Raw genomic sequence first — 19,694 nt, 5'->3', positions numbered from 1 at the left:
TTGATTATATGGCTTTTGAGCTTGGTAAATCGAAGGTAAACAACGCGGATAAGTTTACAAAGAAAAGAGTTCCAGTGATAAAAGTCGTCGGAGTGGGAGGAGCTGGTAATAACGCTATAAATAGGATGGTTGAAATTGGTATAAGAGATGTCACTTTTATTTCTGTGAACACGGATGTCCAGGTTTTAGAAGAAAATAAAGCAGATATCAAGATACAAATTGGCGAGAAGAGAACCAGAGGATTAGGGGCAGGTGGGGACCCAAGAACTGGTGAAGAAGCAGCACAGGAAAGTCGTGAAGAACTTGAACAGATGTTGCAGGATACCGATATGCTGTTCATAACAGCCGGCTTTGGTGGAGGCACAGGAACTGGTGCAACACCTGTGATAGCTGAGATTGCGAAGAGTATGGGGATTCTCACCGTTGCAGTGATCACAACACCATTTTATTTTGAAGGGAAAGAACGATGGTCCGCGGCAATAGAAGGTCTGAAGAGACTCAGGAAGAGTGTCGATACTCTAATCAGAATTTCGAATAATAAGTTGTTGGAAGAATTACCTTCAGACGTGACCGTTGTAAATGCCTTTTTAAAAGCCGATGAAACTCTTCATCAAGGTGTCAAGGGTATTTCAGAGTTAATTACGAAAAGAGGATATATCAACCTTGATTTTGCAGATGTCGAATCGGTCATGAGAGATGCGGGAGCCGCAATGCTTGGTATTGGTATCGGTAAAGGACCTAACCGAGCCGTGGAAGCTGCAAGAAGAGCTATGGAAAGTAAGCTGATGGATCGACCGGTGGAAAATGCCGGAGCGATTATTCTGAATATCTCTGCTCCAAAAACTGTTCAACTTCGTGAGATGCATGCCGCTGCAGCCATTATACGTCAGAGTTGTAGTGAAGACGCAGACGTAAAATTCGGTCTTATAATCGACGATGAGTTAGCACAGGATGAAATGAGAGTAACACTCATAGCCACGGGATTTGATGAAGAAGACAGTTATTTGTTCCCCGAAAGTGAGATACCTGCCGTCTATAGAATGGGTTTGGAGGATCTGAATGCCTCTGGATAAACCACGGTATAAAAGACTTGGTGAGATTCTGATTGAAAAAGGTTTAGTAACACAAGAAGAATTGTCAAGAGCTTTAGAAGAACAGCGCAAGAATAGAAAAGCTCTCGGTGAAATATTGGTTGACATGGGTCTAATAAGTTGGGAGCAAATTACCGACGCTCTGAGTGAACAATACAATGTCCCTGTTTTGAGAGATCCCCCAAAAACAATTCCAGTCGAGATACTTAGAAGTATACCGAGAGCAATGATAGAAGAGTTGAGAGTCATACCAGTTGATAAGCAAAGTGATAAGTTGGTCGTTATAACAGATAGCGTTTATAATTTGTCGCGTATAACAAGTGAAATTAAGTTTCTCACTGGTAAAGATCCCGTTGTTTATCTTGTGACACCAACGATTTTTTCACTCATGTATGCTCAGCACATTCAAGGTGCTCCTATGGCTTTGGCGGAAGAAATGCCTGTAGAACAAATCGAACCTGTTACTGAAGAAGAAGTTGAGGAAACACTTGCTGAGGTAGAGGCACCTGTTGTGAGAATGGTCAATGCGATTATTCAAAGAGCTGTTCAAATGGAAGCAAGTGATATACACATCGAACCATTCAGAAATTACGTGCGTATACGTTACCGTGTTGATGGACTACTCAGAAAGATCACAGATTACTCCAAAGTACAGCATAGTGCAGTTGTGACAAGAATAAAGATCATGTCTGGGCTTGATATATCGGAAAAGAGATTACCACAAGATGGAAAGTTTTATATGAACATACAGGGTGAACAATACGATTTTCGCGTTTCTACGATGCCATCGGTGCACGGTGAAAAAGTAGTAATGAGAATACTCAAAGTTTCTGGTGCATATAAACAGTTGGAAGAACTTGGTTTTAGTGAATTCAATTACAAGAGAATATCAGATTTATTGAGAAGACCAAATGGAATAATTCTTATAACGGGACCAACAGGTAGTGGAAAATCTACTACACTTGTTGCAATGATAAACAAGCTCAAGGATATAACTCTCAATATAATAACGGCAGAAGATCCTGTGGAATACACAATAGATGGGGTCACACAGTGCCAAGTCAACCCTGAAATTGGTCTAACCTTTGCGCGATATCTGAGGTCGTTCTTGAGACAAGATCCAGACATAATAATGATTGGAGAAATGAGAGACAAAGAAACAGCAAATCTTGCCATTGAAGCATCTTTGACTGGGCATTTGGTATTGAGTACTCTGCATACTAATAGTGCTGCGGCCGCAATAGATAGAATGGTGAACATGGGAATAGATAGACATATGATCAGTACATCACTCATTGGTGTTATAAGCCAACGACTGGTCAGGAAGTTATGTGAAAACTGTAGGGTGAAGACAGAATTGAGAAAAGAGTATTTGGAAATGTGGAAGGCAGCCTTTCCAGAAATTGAACCCGTTGAGTACGCGGCAGGTAGCGGTTGCCCTGAATGTGGTGGCAGTGGTTATAAAGGCCGCGTCGCAATTGGAGAGGTACTTATTATCACAAGAGATGTGAAGGATTCAATTGTCTCGGGTGGTGGTGAAAGAGAAATCTATGACTTAGCCTTGCAAAAAGGTATGCGACCGATGTTTATAGACGGATTTGAGAAGGTGCTCAAGGGAATTACTTCGTTTGATGAAGTTCTCAGGGTGACTGTGGGTATATGAGATATCTCTCGAAAGATCCGGAGGAGTGGAAAAAAAAAGAACAACAGTTTCTGCAACGCGAGAAAGAAAAAACACGTGAATATAGAAGAAAGGGAATATATTTTCTTATTTTGAATATAGTGATTGTGTTAATATTCTTTTTTGGTCTTAGGATGTATTATAGCCAATTTCCTTCACAGAAAGCTGATGTGAATCAGCTTATCATCCAAGTTGAAACTCCATATATCTCTGGTACTCCACTTGATGTGAAGATAAGACTTTATAACAATCAAAATAAATCAAGAGAAGTTGTGATTTCAAACTTTACTCTACAAATTCTGAATAACGAAGGTTCTGTGTACAATTTTTCTCAAAAAGATAGTGTAAAAACAACATTGGATGCCCTTGCGAGTCGTCTGTTATTTGATCTTAGGAGAGAAACTGAACTCAATTCGCTTCGTTCAGGAGAGTATAAAGTGATAGCAAAAGCAAAAGTGAATGATCAAGAGGTTTTTGCCCAAAAGTCTTTTACAAGTGTGGAAAAATATCAAATTTTGGTTGAAGGATTACTCGATTTTTATTTGGTTGGTGAGAGTATGAAGAGTTCAATATACATAGTGAACAACACAGCCGCCGTGAGAGATTTACAAGTTGAATATGTAAAGTTGTCGCTGAAAGAAGATAATCAGATCATATGGCAAAGGGAATTTCCGATTCAATCCAAGTGGCCTGAAGTTGGCATTGGAAGAGATATAAAAGTCCTGGAGCAGGAATTTTCTTTCGATCACGACGGAAAATATGTACTCACAACTCAATGTCTTGTAAATGGTTCTCTCACTTCTGTCTCACTACCTGTAGTATGTGTGCGTGACTATGAAAAAGACCTGAAGAAAATAAAGATTTATTCCGATGCTCCAAAACAAATTAATGTACGAGAGCAAGTGGCCTTTTCTGTTTATTTGCAGAACACGACGAACAAAGATCTCTTTCTCATGCTGGACGAAGTTGATGTAAACTTACCCCCATCTTCATTGGGTTACCAAAGACGTTCAGTAAGGGTTTGGCTTGAACCTTATTCACAATACGAGATTTTCAGGTTTTTACCGTGGAACACCCCGGCAATAACAAGGCCTGGGGTCTACAAACTCACAACCAAGGTGACTTGCGGTTCAGATTCAAAATATTTTGAAAGTTCTATACAGGTTGTAGAATAATAGATGATCGAAATGGTGACGGAGGTGCTTTTAAAATAGAAATCCATAGTCTTGAAAAGCTCGATTTTTACAGAGTAGTCAATTTGATAGAAAAATTTGTTCTCAGCGAAGCTGGGAGAAGGTTCCTTACAGATTTAAGGCCCACCGATAATCCTTACTCAGAACTAAAGATGGTTGACGAAATGATCAGGTTAGTTAAGAGTGAACAGCAAATACTTCCATCAAATTTCGCCACCATAGACATTCATGAGACGCTCAATAAAGTGAAAGAAGCGCAGGTCCTTGATGGCGAAGAATTACTCAGAGTCTCAGGTGCTCTTTTGACTATCAAGATAGTGAAGAAAAATATTGCAAATCTTGAAGAAAGCCCATTTATAAAAGAACTCACAAAATCTTTAGGGACATACGACGAAATAATCTCAGAAATAAACAGGTGTATAGGAGAAGATGGCTCAGTAAGAGATGGTGCATCAGAGAGATTAAGACAATTGAGGATTGAATACAGACAAATGTTAGAACAAATGCGAAAAAGAGTGGAAAATTTTGTCAATACAAACAGAATATACTTGCAGGAACCTATTGCAACTCTGAGGGATGGTAGACATGTTTTTCCTGTGAAGGCAACGCACAAATCTCAAATCAAGGGTATTGTTCACTCGATCTCCTCTTCCGCGGCAACTTATTTTGTTGAACCCGAAGAATTCGTTTCTCTCAACAACGACTTAAGAGAAATCAGAGAAAAAGAACAAGAAGAAATTAATAAAATCTTGAGAAGTTTCACTTTCAAAATACTTGAACATATAGAAAAGATAGAACAAGACGTACTCACTTTAGCGCATTTGGACAGTTTGTATGCAAGAGCTGTTTTTGCATGTCAGTACAATGCACATGTGATATATCCTTCACAAGAATTGGAGATAAAACTCATCGCAGCTCGACATCCACTGATCGACAGACAAAAGGTAGTGCCGGTTGATATAGTCCTTCCAACTCAAAAATGTGGTTTGGTATTAACTGGACCAAATACTGGTGGTAAAACCGTTTCATTGAAAACAACAGGACTTTTCTGCTCCATGATGATGGCAGGTTTTCCTTTACCATGTGATGAGAATTCCAAACTTCCCATATTCTCGAAGATCGTAGTTGACGTAGGAGATGAACAGGATATTAAACAGAGTTTGAGCACCTTCTCGTCTCACATAGTGAACGTTATCAAGGCGCTGGAATTAGCTGACTCAAAAACACTTGTCTTACTCGATGAACTTGGTTCGGGTACTGATCCAATAGAAGGAGCGGCTCTGGGACTTGCAGTGATACAAAAACTCAAAGAATCTGGTTGTAGATTCATCATAACGACTCATTTGACACCTATTAAAATCTATGCGGCAAGTGATGAAAAACTTGTTAGCGCTTCTGTTGAATTCGACCCACAGACTCTCGAACCTACTTTTCGCATTTTAATGGGTGTCCCTGGTGCTTCACACGCTTTTGAGATCGCCAGAAGACTTGGACTCGATGAGACTGTTTTGCAAGAAGCTCAAAAATTCATTGGACAGGAATACATGAATGTTGAAAAAACTATTGAAAAGTATCAAGAACAGACCGTAATTCTCCGTGAGAAGATACAAGAAATAGAAAACGAAAAAATGAGATTAGAGAAGTTGAGAGCTGAATATGAAGCAAAATACGAAGAACTCAAAAAGAAAAGAATAGAAGAACTCGATGAAGAACTCAAAAAAACATATGACCACATAAGAGAAATGAAAAAACAAATCGACGAAACTATCAACAATGTGAAAAAGAAAAATCAAGACCTTGAAACCCTTAGGGCAGCAGCCAGAATCTTTGAGCAACAGTCAAAAACCGTTAGAGAGTTTGAAAATATAAAAGATCAAATTCAAATTCCACAAAACCAATCACTATCAATAGGAGATACCGTACGACTGAGAAACGGTGAAGCTGTAGGTAGAATTATTGGTATGAAAGGTGAAAAATTCATAGTAGATTTCAACGGCATAAGAATAGAGGCTCGTCCTAACAGTTTGCTAAAAACTCCTTTAGAAATTAGAGAACAGCCAATATCAAATTTTCAAAGTACCTATAACAACTTGGGCAAACCTGAAATAGATGTGCGAGGCTTGACAGTAGATGAGGCTGAGCCGGTGATAGAAGACTTCATTGATAAGTTGATCCTATCGGATTTCAAAACAGGTTACGTGATTCATGGGAAAGGGACGGGTAGGCTTGCCGTTGGAATATGGGAAATACTCAGACGTGATGGTAGGGTGAAGAAGTACCGGTTTGGTACTCCAGGTGAAGGTGGCACAGGAGTAACTGTAGTGGAGGTGTAGATTTGATTTTCGCACTTGATGTGGGAACAAGAAAAGTTGCAGGGTTGATTGGTTATATTGAAAACGATGTACTCAATGTCGTGGATTTCGAAACAATTGAACACCCTACTCGAAATATGCTCGATGGGCAGATTCATGATATAAAGGGTACGGCAATGGTCATTGAGGCTGTTAAGAAAAGACTCGAGGAAAGAAACGAAGTGAAACTCGAAGAAGTTGCCGTTGCTGTAGCTGGAAGATTTCTCAAGACAGTAGTTCTTGAAGCAGAACAAGATTTCTCAGGTGATCTAATCGATGAAAACACAGTGAAGCAACTTGAAATGAAGGCAATATCTCAAATTCCACAAAATGATGATAGTGGTTCTGAGCTGTACTGTGTTGGATATTCGGTGATAGAATATCGCCTTGATGGTTTTTGGATTAAGAATTTAATCGGTCACAGAGGGAAAAAACTTTACGTTCGTGTTGTTGCAGCACTCTTGCCGGTACAAGTTGTTGATGCAATGATCATTGCACTGCGTAGAGCTGGTTTAAGACCATGTTTTTTAACACTCGAACCTATGGCAGCTCTGGAAATAGCCGTGCCTGAGGATTTGAGAATATTGAATATCGCATTAATTGATATCGGTGCTGGAACAAGCGACATCGCAATAGCAAAAGGTGGAACTATAGTCGGATATGACATGGTCCCAATGGCTGGAGATGAAGTTACAGAAGTTATAGCTCAATCTTTTTTACTCGATTTTCTCTCAGCTGAGAAATTAAAAAGAACAATTAATGATAACACGTCTTTTGAGGCAATAGATGTGACCGGCAACAAGATTGTTATCAACGGATCTTCTGTCGTGAAGGCGATTTCACCCACCGTTGAAATGATTGCAAAAAGTATTGCTGAGAAAATTAAACAACTGAACCTTGCCAGACCAAGTGCTCTGTTTCTCATTGGTGGAGGAGCAAAGCTGAGATACCTTCAAAATGGATTGGCGCATGCGCTTGATCTGCCAATAGAGCGGGTTGCTCTGAGAACTGTTGAGGAATTACAGAAAGTGAAAAGCCTGCGACAAGATTTCAAGGGCAGCGAGTATGTTACCCTTGCAGGAATAGCTTATGTAAGTGCGTATAACTCTGGTAGCATATACGATACTGTGAGTTTAAATGGCGAGAAAATAAGATTAATCAAAATTGGTCAGAACCAAAGCATCTTACAACTCTTGGTTCAAAAAGGTTTTAAATTCACAGAAATCTTTGGTACGCCACAGCCTACAATCACTTTTGAACTCAATAGTGAGATTCGTACAATACCAGGTAAGATCTCTGGTGGTATGAAAGTTCTATTGAATGGTACAGAGGTACCGTTACATACCACAATCAGAAGTGGTGATGAGATAGTTGTTGAATACAATAAGATTGAAAAATCAACAGAACCAAAGATCGAAGGTTTTGTGAAACAGATAATTGTTGAAGTCGATCAGCAGGAATTTACAAGGTTTTGGCCAAAAATCTTTATCAACAATGAATTAGTAGAAGACTTAGATCATCCCATTAAAGATGGTGATAAAGTATTAATCCAATATCCCAACGCTGAGGAAATCAAAAAGGCAATCAACGAAAAGTTTGGCATTGTTAATTACTCAATCAATGGTGAAAGCAGAACGGCTCAAAAGGTGTTCTGTGAATTGGTTGAGATTCAGGATAAAGATGAAAAAGAAGAAAGATACATCTTCAAGACACGAAAAACGAAAATAAAGGATGTTTTGCCAAAATCTGAACCAATAAAGGTCTTTTTCAACGACGAAGAAGTTATTATATCCCAAATGAACAACGTTGTTATGGTAAACGGTGAGTATTTATCTACAGAATCGGAACTATTGGAAGGAATGTCAATAGAATATTCAACATGGCAACCAATTATCGCAGATGTTCTCGCAAAGGTTAATTTGAAGACAGATGGCATCATAGACTATAAGATCTTTCTGAATGAAAGACCTGTTAATTTTGCAGCAAAAATCAATCAAAATGACAAGATCCGATTTGAAGTATTCAGAAAGGCTCAACCAACCCAATCATAAGTCTCATTCTGCCACTCAAAAGATCTAAACCCAAAAAGAGTTTATCGACAAATTTTCTGTCTGAAGGATTTATAAAAAACCTTGCAGAGGCATAAATCGACTTTATTAAATCAAAGTCATTGCCAAATGGGTACAAAAATCCAAAAGAAAAAAGAAGGTTCCCAAACTCAAGCTCACCAAAGACTCCGGCGGAAAAAGTAAATTTCCAACTCGTGTCAGTGGAAGAATCAGTTGGAAAATTTCCATAAATCATTGCAATGGAAGGTCCAAAGGTCATGTTTTCAATTTTATACAATGGTACTTTTCCCAATAACTCCAGATTATACAAATTTGTGGCACTACCTTCTATAGTTCTACCGAGATCGAAATCAAATCCAGCCTCTATTGAATAAGAATTATCTATCAAACCTGTCGACAGATTCCATCCAGTGATATCCAAAAAAACCATACCACCACCAACAATCCAATCTGTTGCGAAAATCGAGCAGGCAAAAAACATCACCAATAAAACTAAAGATTTTTTCACATCATCACCTCATTTCTCGTAAGGTACACCATCTGCTGCTGGGGATCGAGTCTTTCCAATGAATCCAGCTATGACAATCAATGTGACAATAAATGGAAACATATTGAACAAAGGTTTACTTGAGGAAGCCACGTGTAGTATTGGACTACTCTGTAACTGATTGGCAAATGCCTCAGAAAATCCGAAGAGTAAACTCGCCCACATCGCTCCTATGGGGTTCCAATTTCCCAATATCATAGCAGCCAAAGCTATGAATCCACGTCCACCCGTCATCAATTCTCTAAAATTGCCAACTTCTCCCACACTCAAAAAAGCCCCACCGAGAGACGCCATTATGCCACTCATTAGAACACCAAAATACCTTATCATATAGACATTCACGCCAAGCGTATCGGCTGCTTCTGGATTTTCGCCAACTGCTCTCATCCTCAAACCAAGTTTCGTTTTGTATATGATAAACCAAGCAAGTGCAACACAACCAAAGGCGATATATATCATTGGACTGAGTTCACCAATTGACTGGGCAAGAAAGCTGTTTTTCATAAATAAAGGTATGCGTAATTCGGGGATTTTACCCACGATATCGGTCTGCCCCGGTCTGCCAAAAATAGGTTCCATGAGAAAACCTGTGACACCCTGGGCAAGGAGTATCAATGCAGTGCCTGAAACAATTTGATTTCCCCTCCATTTTATACTCGCCCAAGCGTGCAACCAAGCCATACCAAGTCCAACAAACATGGCAAACAAGACACCAATCCATGGATTTCCCGTGACTGCGGTAAAAACGATTGATACAAAAGCTCCCATGAGCATGATTCCTTCAAGGGCTATATTTACAACACCTGTTATTTCACTAAAAACACCACCAAGTGAAGCAAAAATAAAAGGCGTCGCGGCTGTTAGAGTCAACTTGTAAAAAGCTGGATTTGTGAAAATCTCCCAAATTGCAGTGAGAATTCTCATGAGGGTTTCACCTTCTTCTTTCTTATTAACATTGTTCTCACAATTCTATCTGCTGCAACCAAGAAGATGATGACTGCTTGCACGATTAGAATTATATGTTTTGGGACTCCAGCAAATTGCATCTCATTTGACCCGGTCCTTAAAGATCCCATTAAAAGAGCAGCAAAGATTATTCCTATTGGATTATTCTGGCCTATCAATGCAATCGAGATCCCGTCGAATCCTTTGCCGCCTGATAGTGTTCCAAGAAATCTATGATGAACTCCCATGACTTCTAAAGTACCTGCAAGACCCGCGAGAGCTCCGCTTATTGCCATTGCAAGTACGACATTTTGCGATATCTTAACTCCACCATATTCAGCCGCATACGGATTAAAGCCTGTTCCTTTGAGCTCATAACCTTTGGTTGTTTTTTCAAGTACTATGTAAATTACTATCGCCGCAATAACGGCAACGATTATTCCAGACGTCAATTCCGTTGCTTGTACAGTCATCAATGGTGGAAGCTTTGCCGAACTGGCTATTTCCGGGCTTTTCGGAGTTCCAAAACCAACTCCCATGGGAACTGTTACAACATAACTCGACAGATATTCAGCTATCCAGTTCAGCATTATCGTTGTAACAACTTCATGTGCACCAGTTTTTGCCTTCAAAAACCCTGAGATAGCTGCGTAACCAGCTCCAGCAACCATTCCCACAACCATCGTGAGAGGAATCGCAAAAACTGCTGGCATCCAAGCTACATTTATTGCAAAAGCCGTTGCCACCATTGCTCCTATGACCATTTGGCCTTCAGCACCTATGTTGAAAAGTCCTGCCCTGAACCCAAAACCAACCGCAAGACCTGTCAGAATCAAAGGTGTAGTTTTGATTATTACCGAAGCTATTGCCAATTTCGATCCGAAAGCCCCTTTAAAGAGAGCAGTATAAGCAACGATTGGATTTTGACCGATTAGAAGAATTACAACAGAAGATATCAACAATGCTATTATCACCGAGACAATTGGTACCACGAAAGCCCAAACTTTACTGTTCAATATTCTACACCCTCCTGAGTTCCTCGAGTTTGTGACCAGCCATCATTAATCCTATTTCTTCAATAGTTACCTGTTGAGGATCGACCTCTCCCATGATCTCTCCATTGTACATAACAGCTACTCTGTCACTGAGAGACATTATCTCATCTAACTCCATAGAGATGAGAAGTACAGCAACACCAGTATCTCGTAACTCTATCAGAGCTTTGTGTATGAATTCTGTTGCTCCAACATCTAAGCCACGGGTTGGCTGGGAGACAACTATCAGTTTTGGTTTTGCACTCATTTCACGAGCTACAACCAGTTTTTGCTGATTTCCCCCAGAAAAATTCATTCCCAACATTTTGATATTATTAGGTCTCACATCAAATTGCGTAAAAACTTGCGAAGTGAATTCTTGAATTTTCTTGTGGTCCAGAAAATCACCTCTTGCAAAAGGTGGCATATAATGTCTACCCAAGATCATGTTATAGTAAGCCGGATATTGAAGGATCAAACCATATTTATGTCTGTCTTCAGGAATATGTGTCATACCTCTTTCGCGGAGTTCTCTCACTGTTTTCCCAGTTACATCTTCGTTCAGTAAAAATACTTTACCTTTCTCTGGTTTTCTTAAACCCGTCAGGGCTTCGATCAATTCAGATTGTCCATTTCCAGCCACACCGGCTATTCCATATATTTCACCTTTCTTAACCTGAAAAGTAACTCCCTTTACAGCATCGAGTTTTCTATAATCTTTTACCCAAAGATTCTCAACTCTGAGTACAACATCAGATGATTTTGCGGGGGATTTCTGGACGGTAAAAACTATTTCTCTCCCCACCATGAGTCTTGCTATTTCTCTTACATTCGTCTCGTTTTTGTTCAGAACACCTGTTACTTTACCCTGTCTCATGACAGTTATCCTGTCACTTATATCCATAACTTCATTCAATTTATGTGAAATGAATATTATAGTTTTCCCATCTTCTTTGAGCTTTCTCAGAATTGAAAAAAGTTCTTGAGTTTCTTGTGGCGTGAGAACAGCTGTTGGTTCGTCTAATATAAGAATTTCAGCACCTCTATACAATGTCTTGATAATTTCAACACGCTGCTGCATACCAACAGGTAGATCTTCTATTTTCGCTACTGGATCAATCTGCAAACCATAAGATTTTGACAATTGCTCAACTCTCTTTTGAGCTTCTTTCAAGTCAAAGATAATCCCCTTAACTGTTTCAGAGCCGAGGACAACATTCTCAGCAACGGTGAGATTGTTTACCAACATGAAGTGCTGATGCACCATACCTATTCCTTTTGCTATCGCGTCACGAGGTCCTTTGAAATTCACTTTCTCTCCGAATATTCTTATTTCACCAGAATCAGGCTTCAACAAACCATAAAGTTGATTCATCAAAGTCGTCTTACCAGCGCCATTTTCACCGACTATTGAGTGTATCTCGCCTTTGAATACTGTCAGATCAACATGATCATTAGCAAGCACTCCGGGAAATTGTTTAACGATTTGAATTATCTCTACAGCCTTTTCCACAACAAATCCTCCAAATTCAAAGGGGGCACAAAGCCCCCTTTAAGTCTCAAAATGGAAAAGTTATCGAAGGAACTTGGAAAGCCTTTAACCCATCTTCTGTATCTGGTATCACAAGTTTTCCATCTTTAATCAACTTTGCCAAATACTCAAGCTCAGCTATAACTGAATTGGGTATCATACCTTTGGTGTATTTCATCGGACTTGCACCTGCACCATTTTCTTTTATGCCTAATACTTTCAAGCCGCCTTCAAAGGTTCCTTCCCAAGCTGCTTTCACACCATAATATGCCGCTGAAGATATACCTTTCGTCGCACTGCACAACACAACACCAGGAGCCATGTAATCCTGGTCAACATCGACACCGATTGCAAAATAACCTTTTTTGTTTTTCATGTAGTAATCGATTATGTCTACAAGCTTGTCTGAACCAACAAGAGCAACCATTTTCTCTTTTGCAGCTTCTATTCCACCATTACCACAAGCACCTGCTGCCAAGAAAACTATATCTGCACCCTGTGCATATTGAGCCAATGTGAGATCTTTACCCTTTTTTGGATCCTCAAAATCATTGGTGTATCCTTTGAGCACTTCTACCTTCTTTTTGTGTAGAGTAGAATAAATCTTCGCACCGGCTTCAAAACCATAGCGGAATCTCTCAACTGGTGGAATAGGAATACCGCCAATGAAACCTATCTTGCCCGTTGTAGTCATCGCAGCACCAATGTATCCAGCATAAAATCCGGCTTGTTCCTCTTTGAAGATATAGCAAACGACATTCGGTAATGTTTGCCCTTCAGGTGGTGTAATATCTATTCCGACAAAATATGTGTTGGGGAACTGTTTAGCAACTTTGAAAAGGGCATCTGTCATCATGAAACCAACCGCAAAAACCACATCAGCTTGTTGAGCTGCCTTTGTAAGGTTGGGAATGTAGTCAGCCTGTTCATAGGATTGAATAACCTGAGCCTCTGCTCCGATTTCTTTTGCTGCTCTCAATGCACCTTCCCAAGTACCATCGTTGAAGGACTTATCACCTAAACCGCCAACGTCAGTAACCATGATCACCTTGAAACCCAACGCGAAAACTACTGCCGCCGTCAACAAAATTGCTACTAAGACCTTTCTCATAAAACTTTCTCCCCCTTTCTTAGAAGTTTATACAAATTGAAAAAAACCAGTGTTACTGCAATAATAAATATACCAGGATTAACCCAACCTGATACATTGACCTTTAAAGTTGGTATACCTTGCTCAACGAAGATTTCAAGATCTTTCATCGATAACCACTTAAAAATTGCAGAACCCGCCAAGATTATCGATGGTAGTATTGATGTTTTACTATTCAAAAATATCATACACATGAACACAACCATGATACTCAACATTATCGATACTGATGTCTTCTCTTTACTAACTGGTATATCTGGTTTCATACTCTCCATTTTGCTGTACACATCAAATGGAATTTTTGTCAACAAACTTGACAAGATGGGGTACTTGATTGTAAATAAATCTCTTAGATATGCTGAAAAATCTTCTCTCAGATACCCTGTTGAAAACATCATGATTTTTCTTACATAATTTGAGAACCTCTCGTACACAGATCCAAAACTCGACTTTCTGCTTTTTTCATCAAGAAGGTATGATTGAAGGTTTTTAGATGATCCAGAAAATAGCGCTATTCTCTGATCAAAATTATCACCACTGAAAAAGTCAAATGAAGATGAAAAACCAACATATTCCGGCACAATGGTTATTTCCTCTACAGCCTTTTTCTCATGAGCCTTACTCAGTACATCTACAAACTCTGTTATTACCTTTTTTGTTTCATCCATGCTTACATAAAGTGTTGAAGACATCGAACGAACATAGTAAGAAAGTTTTGAAAGTTCATCTTGAAAAAGCTCTCTTTTGAGCGTGCTGTAGTATACAGATTCTTTCAGTTGATCAAAATTATCCATCGAGAGAGTACTACAGTTGAATACGAACGGAACAAAAAAGCTTATGACAATTACACATAAAACTACCAATTCCAAAAATCTTCTTTTCTTCAAACTATCTCTCATTAGCAAGAAAAATGCGAATAAGAATCCTATAACCACGAAAAGTCCATAGAGTAACGATTCGGTTGTGGAGAGGAAGTTAAAAAAGTACATAAGGTAGAAGATCTCAAAACTTGCCACAAGAGAGAGGATGATCATCAGTAATTTTCTATGTTTTAGAGTGATTACTATTGATAAAATATAGACAACAAATCTCATCCACCAAAGGTTCATATCTTTGGGGGTAATATTGATTACTCTTTCCGCTATATGAGCCTGAAAGGTCGTAACGGGTTTTGAAATATCTCGAGCCACAAAAGACGCTTCTCTGTTGATATGTGTCATTGCACGGGTCGGGTCTTTTGTTATATTATCAATAACTCTTTGCACAGCTTCTTTGAGTGTTTGTTGAACAGATGAATCAGAATAAAATAAGCTCAAGTCACTCAGATGCTGTAAGTTTGATGGTGGCTGAAAGGTGTAATCAGTTTCTAACTGCACTATTTTTTCTACTTCAACAGGTGGTTTTTCTTCACAAAGTCCTACTTGATAACTTATAACCCACGCGAAAAACGTCCTTGCTTCCTTGGTTAAGGAGTCTCTATATGTGCTGAAAAATTTTACGAAACCATTGTTCTTCATGACGATATCTGTGGTTAGATTGGTTCTATTCATACGTGCCACAAGATAAGAAAGAAAAAGACTGAATGCAAGCTGCTCATCTTCATTATCAGCCTGAGCTACATCATAGATTGAACCCAGATAATCTCCGACATCTGGCATTGCCTCTCGTTTGTCGGTGGATCCTGATATCAACAACTTATAATATCTATAAAGAGAAAGATTGTTCAGTTCCCTTTCTACAAGAGATAAAAAAGGATGGGAAAAATCTCTCTGGTTGTACTGGTTGACCAACTGCGTATAAATCTCTAAGGAATTTTGCATATCAAGCGAGAAGATTTGAACTACTAATAATACCAAAGACACAAACACATACTTTCTCATGATAAACCTCCTTGTTTCGTTATATCATAAGTATCATACACGAAACCCATTGACAAGTGCAAACTGTAAGGAATTTCAACTTAATTATGACGTGTCAAAAATTTTTTGACAATTCTTACTTATGTGATATAATCTAAGTAGTTAATTCAATTTAATTATATAATAAAATTTTAGGTAGTGATGATGTGTTGAGAATCACGACTTTTGGTGTTTTTTCAATCGTTTCTGAAAACAAAGTATTGAATCTGAACAAAATCAGATCTCGCAAGGCTCGAGATTTGCTTGGATATTTTGTTGTATTTAGACGTAAACAAATTCCAAGTGAAATACTCTGTGAGATCTTCTGGGCAGAAATGGAAGAAAAATACGCGAAAATGAATTTGCAGAGCACAATTCACATGCTAAGGGCATTCTTTGGCAAGGACATTATCACGTTTCAAAATGGAAATTATTGCTTTGACCCAGCTGAAACAATAGAAGTTGACGCAGACGAGTTTGAAAATCTGATACAACTGTCCAGATCAACACAGGATATTACCAAGAAAAAAACGATTCTTGAGAACGCAATAGCTTTGTACAAAGGAGATTTCTTGGTTGAAAATCTTTACGAAGATTGGACTGCTCAGTTTCGGGAATACTATAGAGATCTGTATGTACAAGCTTTGATAGACATAGCTCAAATATTCATGGATGAGAATGCTTTTACAGAATCTATAGAAGCACTTAAAAACACACTGAACAATGACCCATTCAATGAAACCGCAGCGCTTATGCTTATGAAGGTGTATTTGAAAAAGGGCTGTTCCTCCGAAGCAGTTAAGGCTTATAGAAAATTCTTTGAGATTCTGAATAAAGAGCTACAAATAAAACCATCGAAGGAATTGACGCAACTTTATGAAGCTATTATTAAAGGAGATAAGGAAGCAATATTACAAAGGTTGAAACATGTCATTAGAGAGAGTGATCAGGTACAGATACTTTCCGAAGACAAGATAGGTGTATTGATTAATGGAGTCGCCGAGAAAATTGCTAATGGTATTTATCAGAGAATTGAAGCAATCTTGGATGGTAGCGTTGACGGGATAAAAGTATATCTGAGGAAAGCTCGTTAGAAAAAATATTTTCAATCTATTTTCAGGATTTATTAAATGAATTTTCAGGATGATGTGTCAAAATCGCTTTGAGATTGATATTTTATTCTGAATTCTTAGGTGGGGATTTGATGGCTTATAAATTCAAATGTCTCAACTGCGGGGAGATAACTTATTCGGCGGCTCCATTAGAATATCAGAAAAATAAAAACTGTCAACGATGCGGTGGTAAAGTCATACAAATTTATCCTCCAATGCGCTTGGGTGAGATTCTGGTTCAATTAGATGCGATCACACAAGATGAACTAAATGAAGCCCTTGCCATTCAAAAACGTATGATCACAAGAGCTACTATAGGAAAGATTCTTCTTCGCTTACAACTTGTGAATCAAATAGATCTTGAAAAGGCACTAAAGATACAGCGAGAGATGCTGGGTGGGCTACCGTATACTAATTCCGATACATACTAATAAACGACAACAGGACGCTTTGTTTTCGGATCTGAGATTATCGAAACTTGAACACCATAAATCGTTTCAAGGTTATTTACGTTAATCACCTGTTCGGGTGTACCGCAAAACAGTACTTTTCCTTCTTTCATCAAAACCAATCTGTTGCACAGTTCAGTTGCCGTATTTATATCATGAAAAGCCGCAATTAAAGTTTTTCCTTCTTGATGTAAATTCTTTAGTAATTCCTTTATCTTTACAACATGTCCCGGGTCCAAATGTGCCGTCGGTTCGTCCAACAGCAAAATAGGAGTATCCTGCGCCAATATCCTGGCGATTGCCACCCTTTTTTGTTCACCCGTGCTGAGACTGTAGAACAATCTATTTGTAAATTCAGCACTATCTACTTTCACCAATGAATTTTTGGCAATCTCAACATCATTTTCTGTCCATGTTGAAAAAAAACTTCTTGAATATGGTAATCTTCCAGTCAAAACAATTTGAATTGCAGTGTAATTATATACCGGTGCAAAGTCTTGTGTCACAAGTCCTACCATTCTTGCCAATTGCTTTCTCTTCAATTTACTTGGATCTTTACCATCTATCTTTACCAAACCACTTGAAGGTGATAATAGTCCTGCTATTAACTTCAGTAGAGTTGTCTTCCCGCATCCATTTGGACCAAGCAATGCAACAAAATCACCTTCATTTATCTCAAGATCTACTCCATCTAACGCAAATTGACTCTTGGAATTGTAACGAAATCTCACATTCTCAAGAACGATCTTAAACATTGGTGCCACCTCTTTTCATGAGGACAAACATTATAGGTGCACCAACAAAGGACGTTATAACACCAATTGGTATCTCGGAAGGTCTTATTATGGATCTTGCTAAGGTATCACAAACGCAAAGTAGTATGCCACCAATTAAAGCACTTGAAACTATTAAAATCTTGTGGTCATTGCCGAATAATCTCCTTGCCATATGAGGTGTTATCAGTCCAACAAAACCTATAACACCACAAACCGAGACAATCGTTGCTGTGACGAAGCTACCAAACAAGTAAAGAAATATTCTCACAAATTCGACGTTGATCCCTGAAATCCTGGCTTGATTTTCACCAAGAGATATGACGTTCAATTGCTGTGATAAACCCGTAGAAATCACAATAAAGCCAATAACACTCAGCAAAGGCAATGGTACATCTTTCCAACTGATACCTGATAAAGTTCCAAAAAGCCACACATAAGCATGCGTTATGTTCTTCCTTAAGAGCATCATGCTCATAACAGTGGCTGAACTGAACAGAATACTCACCAATACACCACTTAGTATGAGTTCTGTTATGGGTGTCACACCGTTTCTTCTGGAAAGAATGATGGTCATGAAAGCTGCTAAAATAGCAAAACCAAAACTCAATACAGACATTCTATGTAATAAATGTAAACCAAAGATATCCATTAACAACAAAGAGAGAACAGCTCCAAAAGAGGCGCCTGAAGAGACACCAAGAAGGTACGGATCGACAAGAGGATTTCTAAGAAGTCCCTGGAAGACGCTTCCAACGGTGGACAAGCCGGCACCAACAACAACAGACATGACTACTCTTGGCAATCTTATATTCCAAATAATGTGCTGCCAATCACTTTTTTTTAGAAAGATAGATCCCATAACCTCAGTGAATGGTATTTTAGTTCCACCAAAACCAACACAGATCAAAATGGTGCCCATTAACAAGAAAGCCACCGAAAGAAAGCGCCATTTTTTCAAATTCATTTCCCCCCGTAGAAGTCGTTGTAGAATTTTTCTACAAAATTTATTATCTGTGGTACTGCCAATGAGAGAAGATTTCCATCGTAGATGTATATCTTGTTGTTTCTGACAGCTTTGATATCCTTAAATGCAGAATGTTGCTTTAGCTTTTCTTTGATTTGATCTTCTGTACCAGGAACGTAATTTGCTACTAAAAGTACATCGGGGTTTTGAGCGGCTATAAACTCAATCGAAACAGGTAACCAACCGTTGGCTCCTGTATAAGCAGCTGCTATGTTGACACCACCAGCAAGTGTGATAATCTCATTTAAATAAGAGCCTTGACCGCATGTCCAAATTTCACGAACCTCAGGGCCGGGTATGTCTAATAAATAGACTACTTTCACTCTCTTCTCAAAAGGAATACTGTATGCCTTCTTAGCAACAGACTGATAATAATTTTTCAACTCATCTGCGAGTTTCTTAGCTTCGATGGTTTTGTTCATTATCGTACCAACCATGACAAGATCGGTGAGTATCTGCTCAATTGTATTTGGATTCAAGACAACTGTGGTTATTTTTTGTTCTTCAAGTTTGACAATCTCGGGAAATTGAAAGCCTCCAGACGCAAAGACGATATCTGGTTTCAGGCTTAGTATCTTTTCAACATTAAGAGGCACCATATTTCCTATCTTTTCTGCTTCAAAATCATCCCAATCTGTAACTCCAACTACCTTGTTTTCAACTCCAAGATATTGTAGATATTTTGTCGCCAGCGGAGCAACACTGACAATACGCTGAGGTTCCTTGGTAATTGTGACAACCCGAGCCGCATCATCAAAGATCGTTAATGGGTAGGAAATTGCCAAAACGGTAAGAACAACCATCAAGATCGTAAGAATCCTTTTCATCTTGATACCTCCTTCT

16 protein-coding genes are annotated in these 19,694 nt (G+C 38.8%); 7 read left to right on the top strand and 9 right to left on the bottom strand.

Going from position 1 to position 19,694, the window contains the following annotated elements:
* The first annotated feature begins 8 nt into the window (after positions 1-8).
* From ftsZ to TSP02S_RS05250, 5 genes are all read left to right on the top strand, one after another.
* Positions 9-1,073, top strand: a complete 1,065-nt coding sequence (gene ftsZ, locus TSP02S_RS05270; RefSeq protein WP_041082436.1) for a cell division protein FtsZ — start codon at positions 9-11, stop codon at positions 1,071-1,073.
* Positions 1,060-2,754: a GspE/PulE family protein gene (locus TSP02S_RS05265; protein WP_041082435.1), complete on the top strand. Its 1,695-nt coding sequence runs from the start codon at positions 1,060-1,062 to the stop codon at positions 2,752-2,754. Before ftsZ ends, TSP02S_RS05265 begins: the two co-directional genes overlap by 14 nt.
* A 188-nt stretch (positions 2,755-2,942) precedes the next feature.
* Entirely contained in the window at positions 2,943-3,947 is a 1,005-nt protein-coding gene (locus TSP02S_RS05260) for a hypothetical protein (RefSeq protein WP_144380727.1), read from the top strand.
* Complete coding sequence (locus tag TSP02S_RS05255; protein WP_332370270.1) at positions 3,944-6,298, top strand: endonuclease MutS2; 2,355 nt, start codon at positions 3,944-3,946, stop codon at positions 6,296-6,298. Before TSP02S_RS05260 ends, TSP02S_RS05255 begins: the two co-directional genes overlap by 4 nt.
* Before the next feature lie 2 nt (positions 6,299-6,300).
* Positions 6,301-8,367, top strand: a complete 2,067-nt coding sequence (locus tag TSP02S_RS05250) for a cell division protein FtsA (RefSeq protein WP_041082430.1) — start codon at positions 6,301-6,303, stop codon at positions 8,365-8,367.
* Here TSP02S_RS05250 and TSP02S_RS05245 read toward each other — a convergent pair.
* Genes TSP02S_RS05245 through TSP02S_RS05220 form a run of 6 tightly spaced genes read right to left on the bottom strand, consistent with a single transcriptional unit; the run spans position 8,339 to position 15,472 of the window.
* Positions 8,339-8,893 (bottom strand): hypothetical protein, encoded by a 555-nt coding sequence (locus TSP02S_RS05245; protein WP_041082428.1) that lies wholly within the window; start codon positions 8,891-8,893, stop codon positions 8,339-8,341. The two genes, TSP02S_RS05250 and TSP02S_RS05245, sit on opposite strands and share 29 nt — an antisense overlap.
* 9 nt (positions 8,894-8,902) lie before the next feature.
* Entirely contained in the window at positions 8,903-9,856 is a 954-nt protein-coding gene (locus tag TSP02S_RS05240; protein WP_041082427.1) for an ABC transporter permease, read from the bottom strand.
* Positions 9,853-10,893 (bottom strand): ABC transporter permease, encoded by a 1,041-nt coding sequence (locus TSP02S_RS05235; RefSeq protein ID WP_041082425.1) that lies wholly within the window; start codon positions 10,891-10,893, stop codon positions 9,853-9,855. Before TSP02S_RS05235 ends, TSP02S_RS05240 begins: the two co-directional genes overlap by 4 nt.
* 4 nt (positions 10,894-10,897) lie before the next feature.
* Complete coding sequence (locus TSP02S_RS05230) at positions 10,898-12,424, bottom strand: ABC transporter ATP-binding protein (protein ID WP_041082423.1); 1,527 nt, start codon at positions 12,422-12,424, stop codon at positions 10,898-10,900.
* Between the two features lie 46 nt (positions 12,425-12,470).
* Positions 12,471-13,553, bottom strand: a complete 1,083-nt coding sequence (locus tag TSP02S_RS05225; protein WP_041082421.1) for a BMP family lipoprotein — start codon at positions 13,551-13,553, stop codon at positions 12,471-12,473.
* Positions 13,550-15,472, bottom strand: a complete 1,923-nt coding sequence (locus TSP02S_RS05220; protein ID WP_041082419.1) for a hypothetical protein — start codon at positions 15,470-15,472, stop codon at positions 13,550-13,552. Before TSP02S_RS05220 ends, TSP02S_RS05225 begins: the two co-directional genes overlap by 4 nt.
* 185 nt (positions 15,473-15,657) lie before the next feature.
* Here TSP02S_RS05220 and TSP02S_RS05215 point away from each other — a divergent pair, with 185 nt between their 5' ends.
* Positions 15,658-16,584 (top strand): AfsR/SARP family transcriptional regulator, encoded by a 927-nt coding sequence (locus tag TSP02S_RS05215; RefSeq protein ID WP_041082417.1) that lies wholly within the window; start codon positions 15,658-15,660, stop codon positions 16,582-16,584.
* Positions 16,585-16,694: 110 nt separating this feature from the next.
* A complete protein-coding gene (locus TSP02S_RS05210) occupies positions 16,695-17,033 on the top strand; it encodes a hypothetical protein (RefSeq protein ID WP_041082415.1) in 339 nt (112 codons plus the stop codon).
* On the opposite strand, the gene TSP02S_RS05205 is transcribed toward TSP02S_RS05210, so the two are convergent.
* The 3 genes from TSP02S_RS05205 to TSP02S_RS05195 are packed head-to-tail and all read right to left on the bottom strand — an operon-like array spanning position 17,030 to position 19,678.
* Positions 17,030-17,806: an ABC transporter ATP-binding protein gene (locus TSP02S_RS05205; RefSeq protein ID WP_041082413.1), complete on the bottom strand. Its 777-nt coding sequence runs from the start codon at positions 17,804-17,806 to the stop codon at positions 17,030-17,032. The genes TSP02S_RS05210 and TSP02S_RS05205 overlap by 4 nt on opposite strands.
* Positions 17,799-18,791, bottom strand: a complete 993-nt coding sequence (locus TSP02S_RS05200; protein ID WP_070104617.1) for a FecCD family ABC transporter permease — start codon at positions 18,789-18,791, stop codon at positions 17,799-17,801. The genes TSP02S_RS05205 and TSP02S_RS05200 overlap by 8 nt, the downstream gene beginning before the upstream one ends.
* On the bottom strand, positions 18,788-19,678 hold the full coding sequence (locus tag TSP02S_RS05195) for an ABC transporter substrate-binding protein (protein WP_041084110.1): 891 nt from the start codon (positions 19,676-19,678) through the stop codon (positions 18,788-18,790). The genes TSP02S_RS05200 and TSP02S_RS05195 overlap by 4 nt, the downstream gene beginning before the upstream one ends.
* Positions 19,679-19,694 lie beyond the last annotated feature (16 nt).

This window comes from Thermotoga profunda AZM34c06 (assembly GCF_000828675.1).
GTDB lineage: Bacteria > Thermotogota > Thermotogae > Thermotogales > DSM-5069 > Pseudothermotoga_B > Pseudothermotoga_B profunda.
This window is presented reverse-complemented; position numbering and strand designations above follow the sequence as displayed.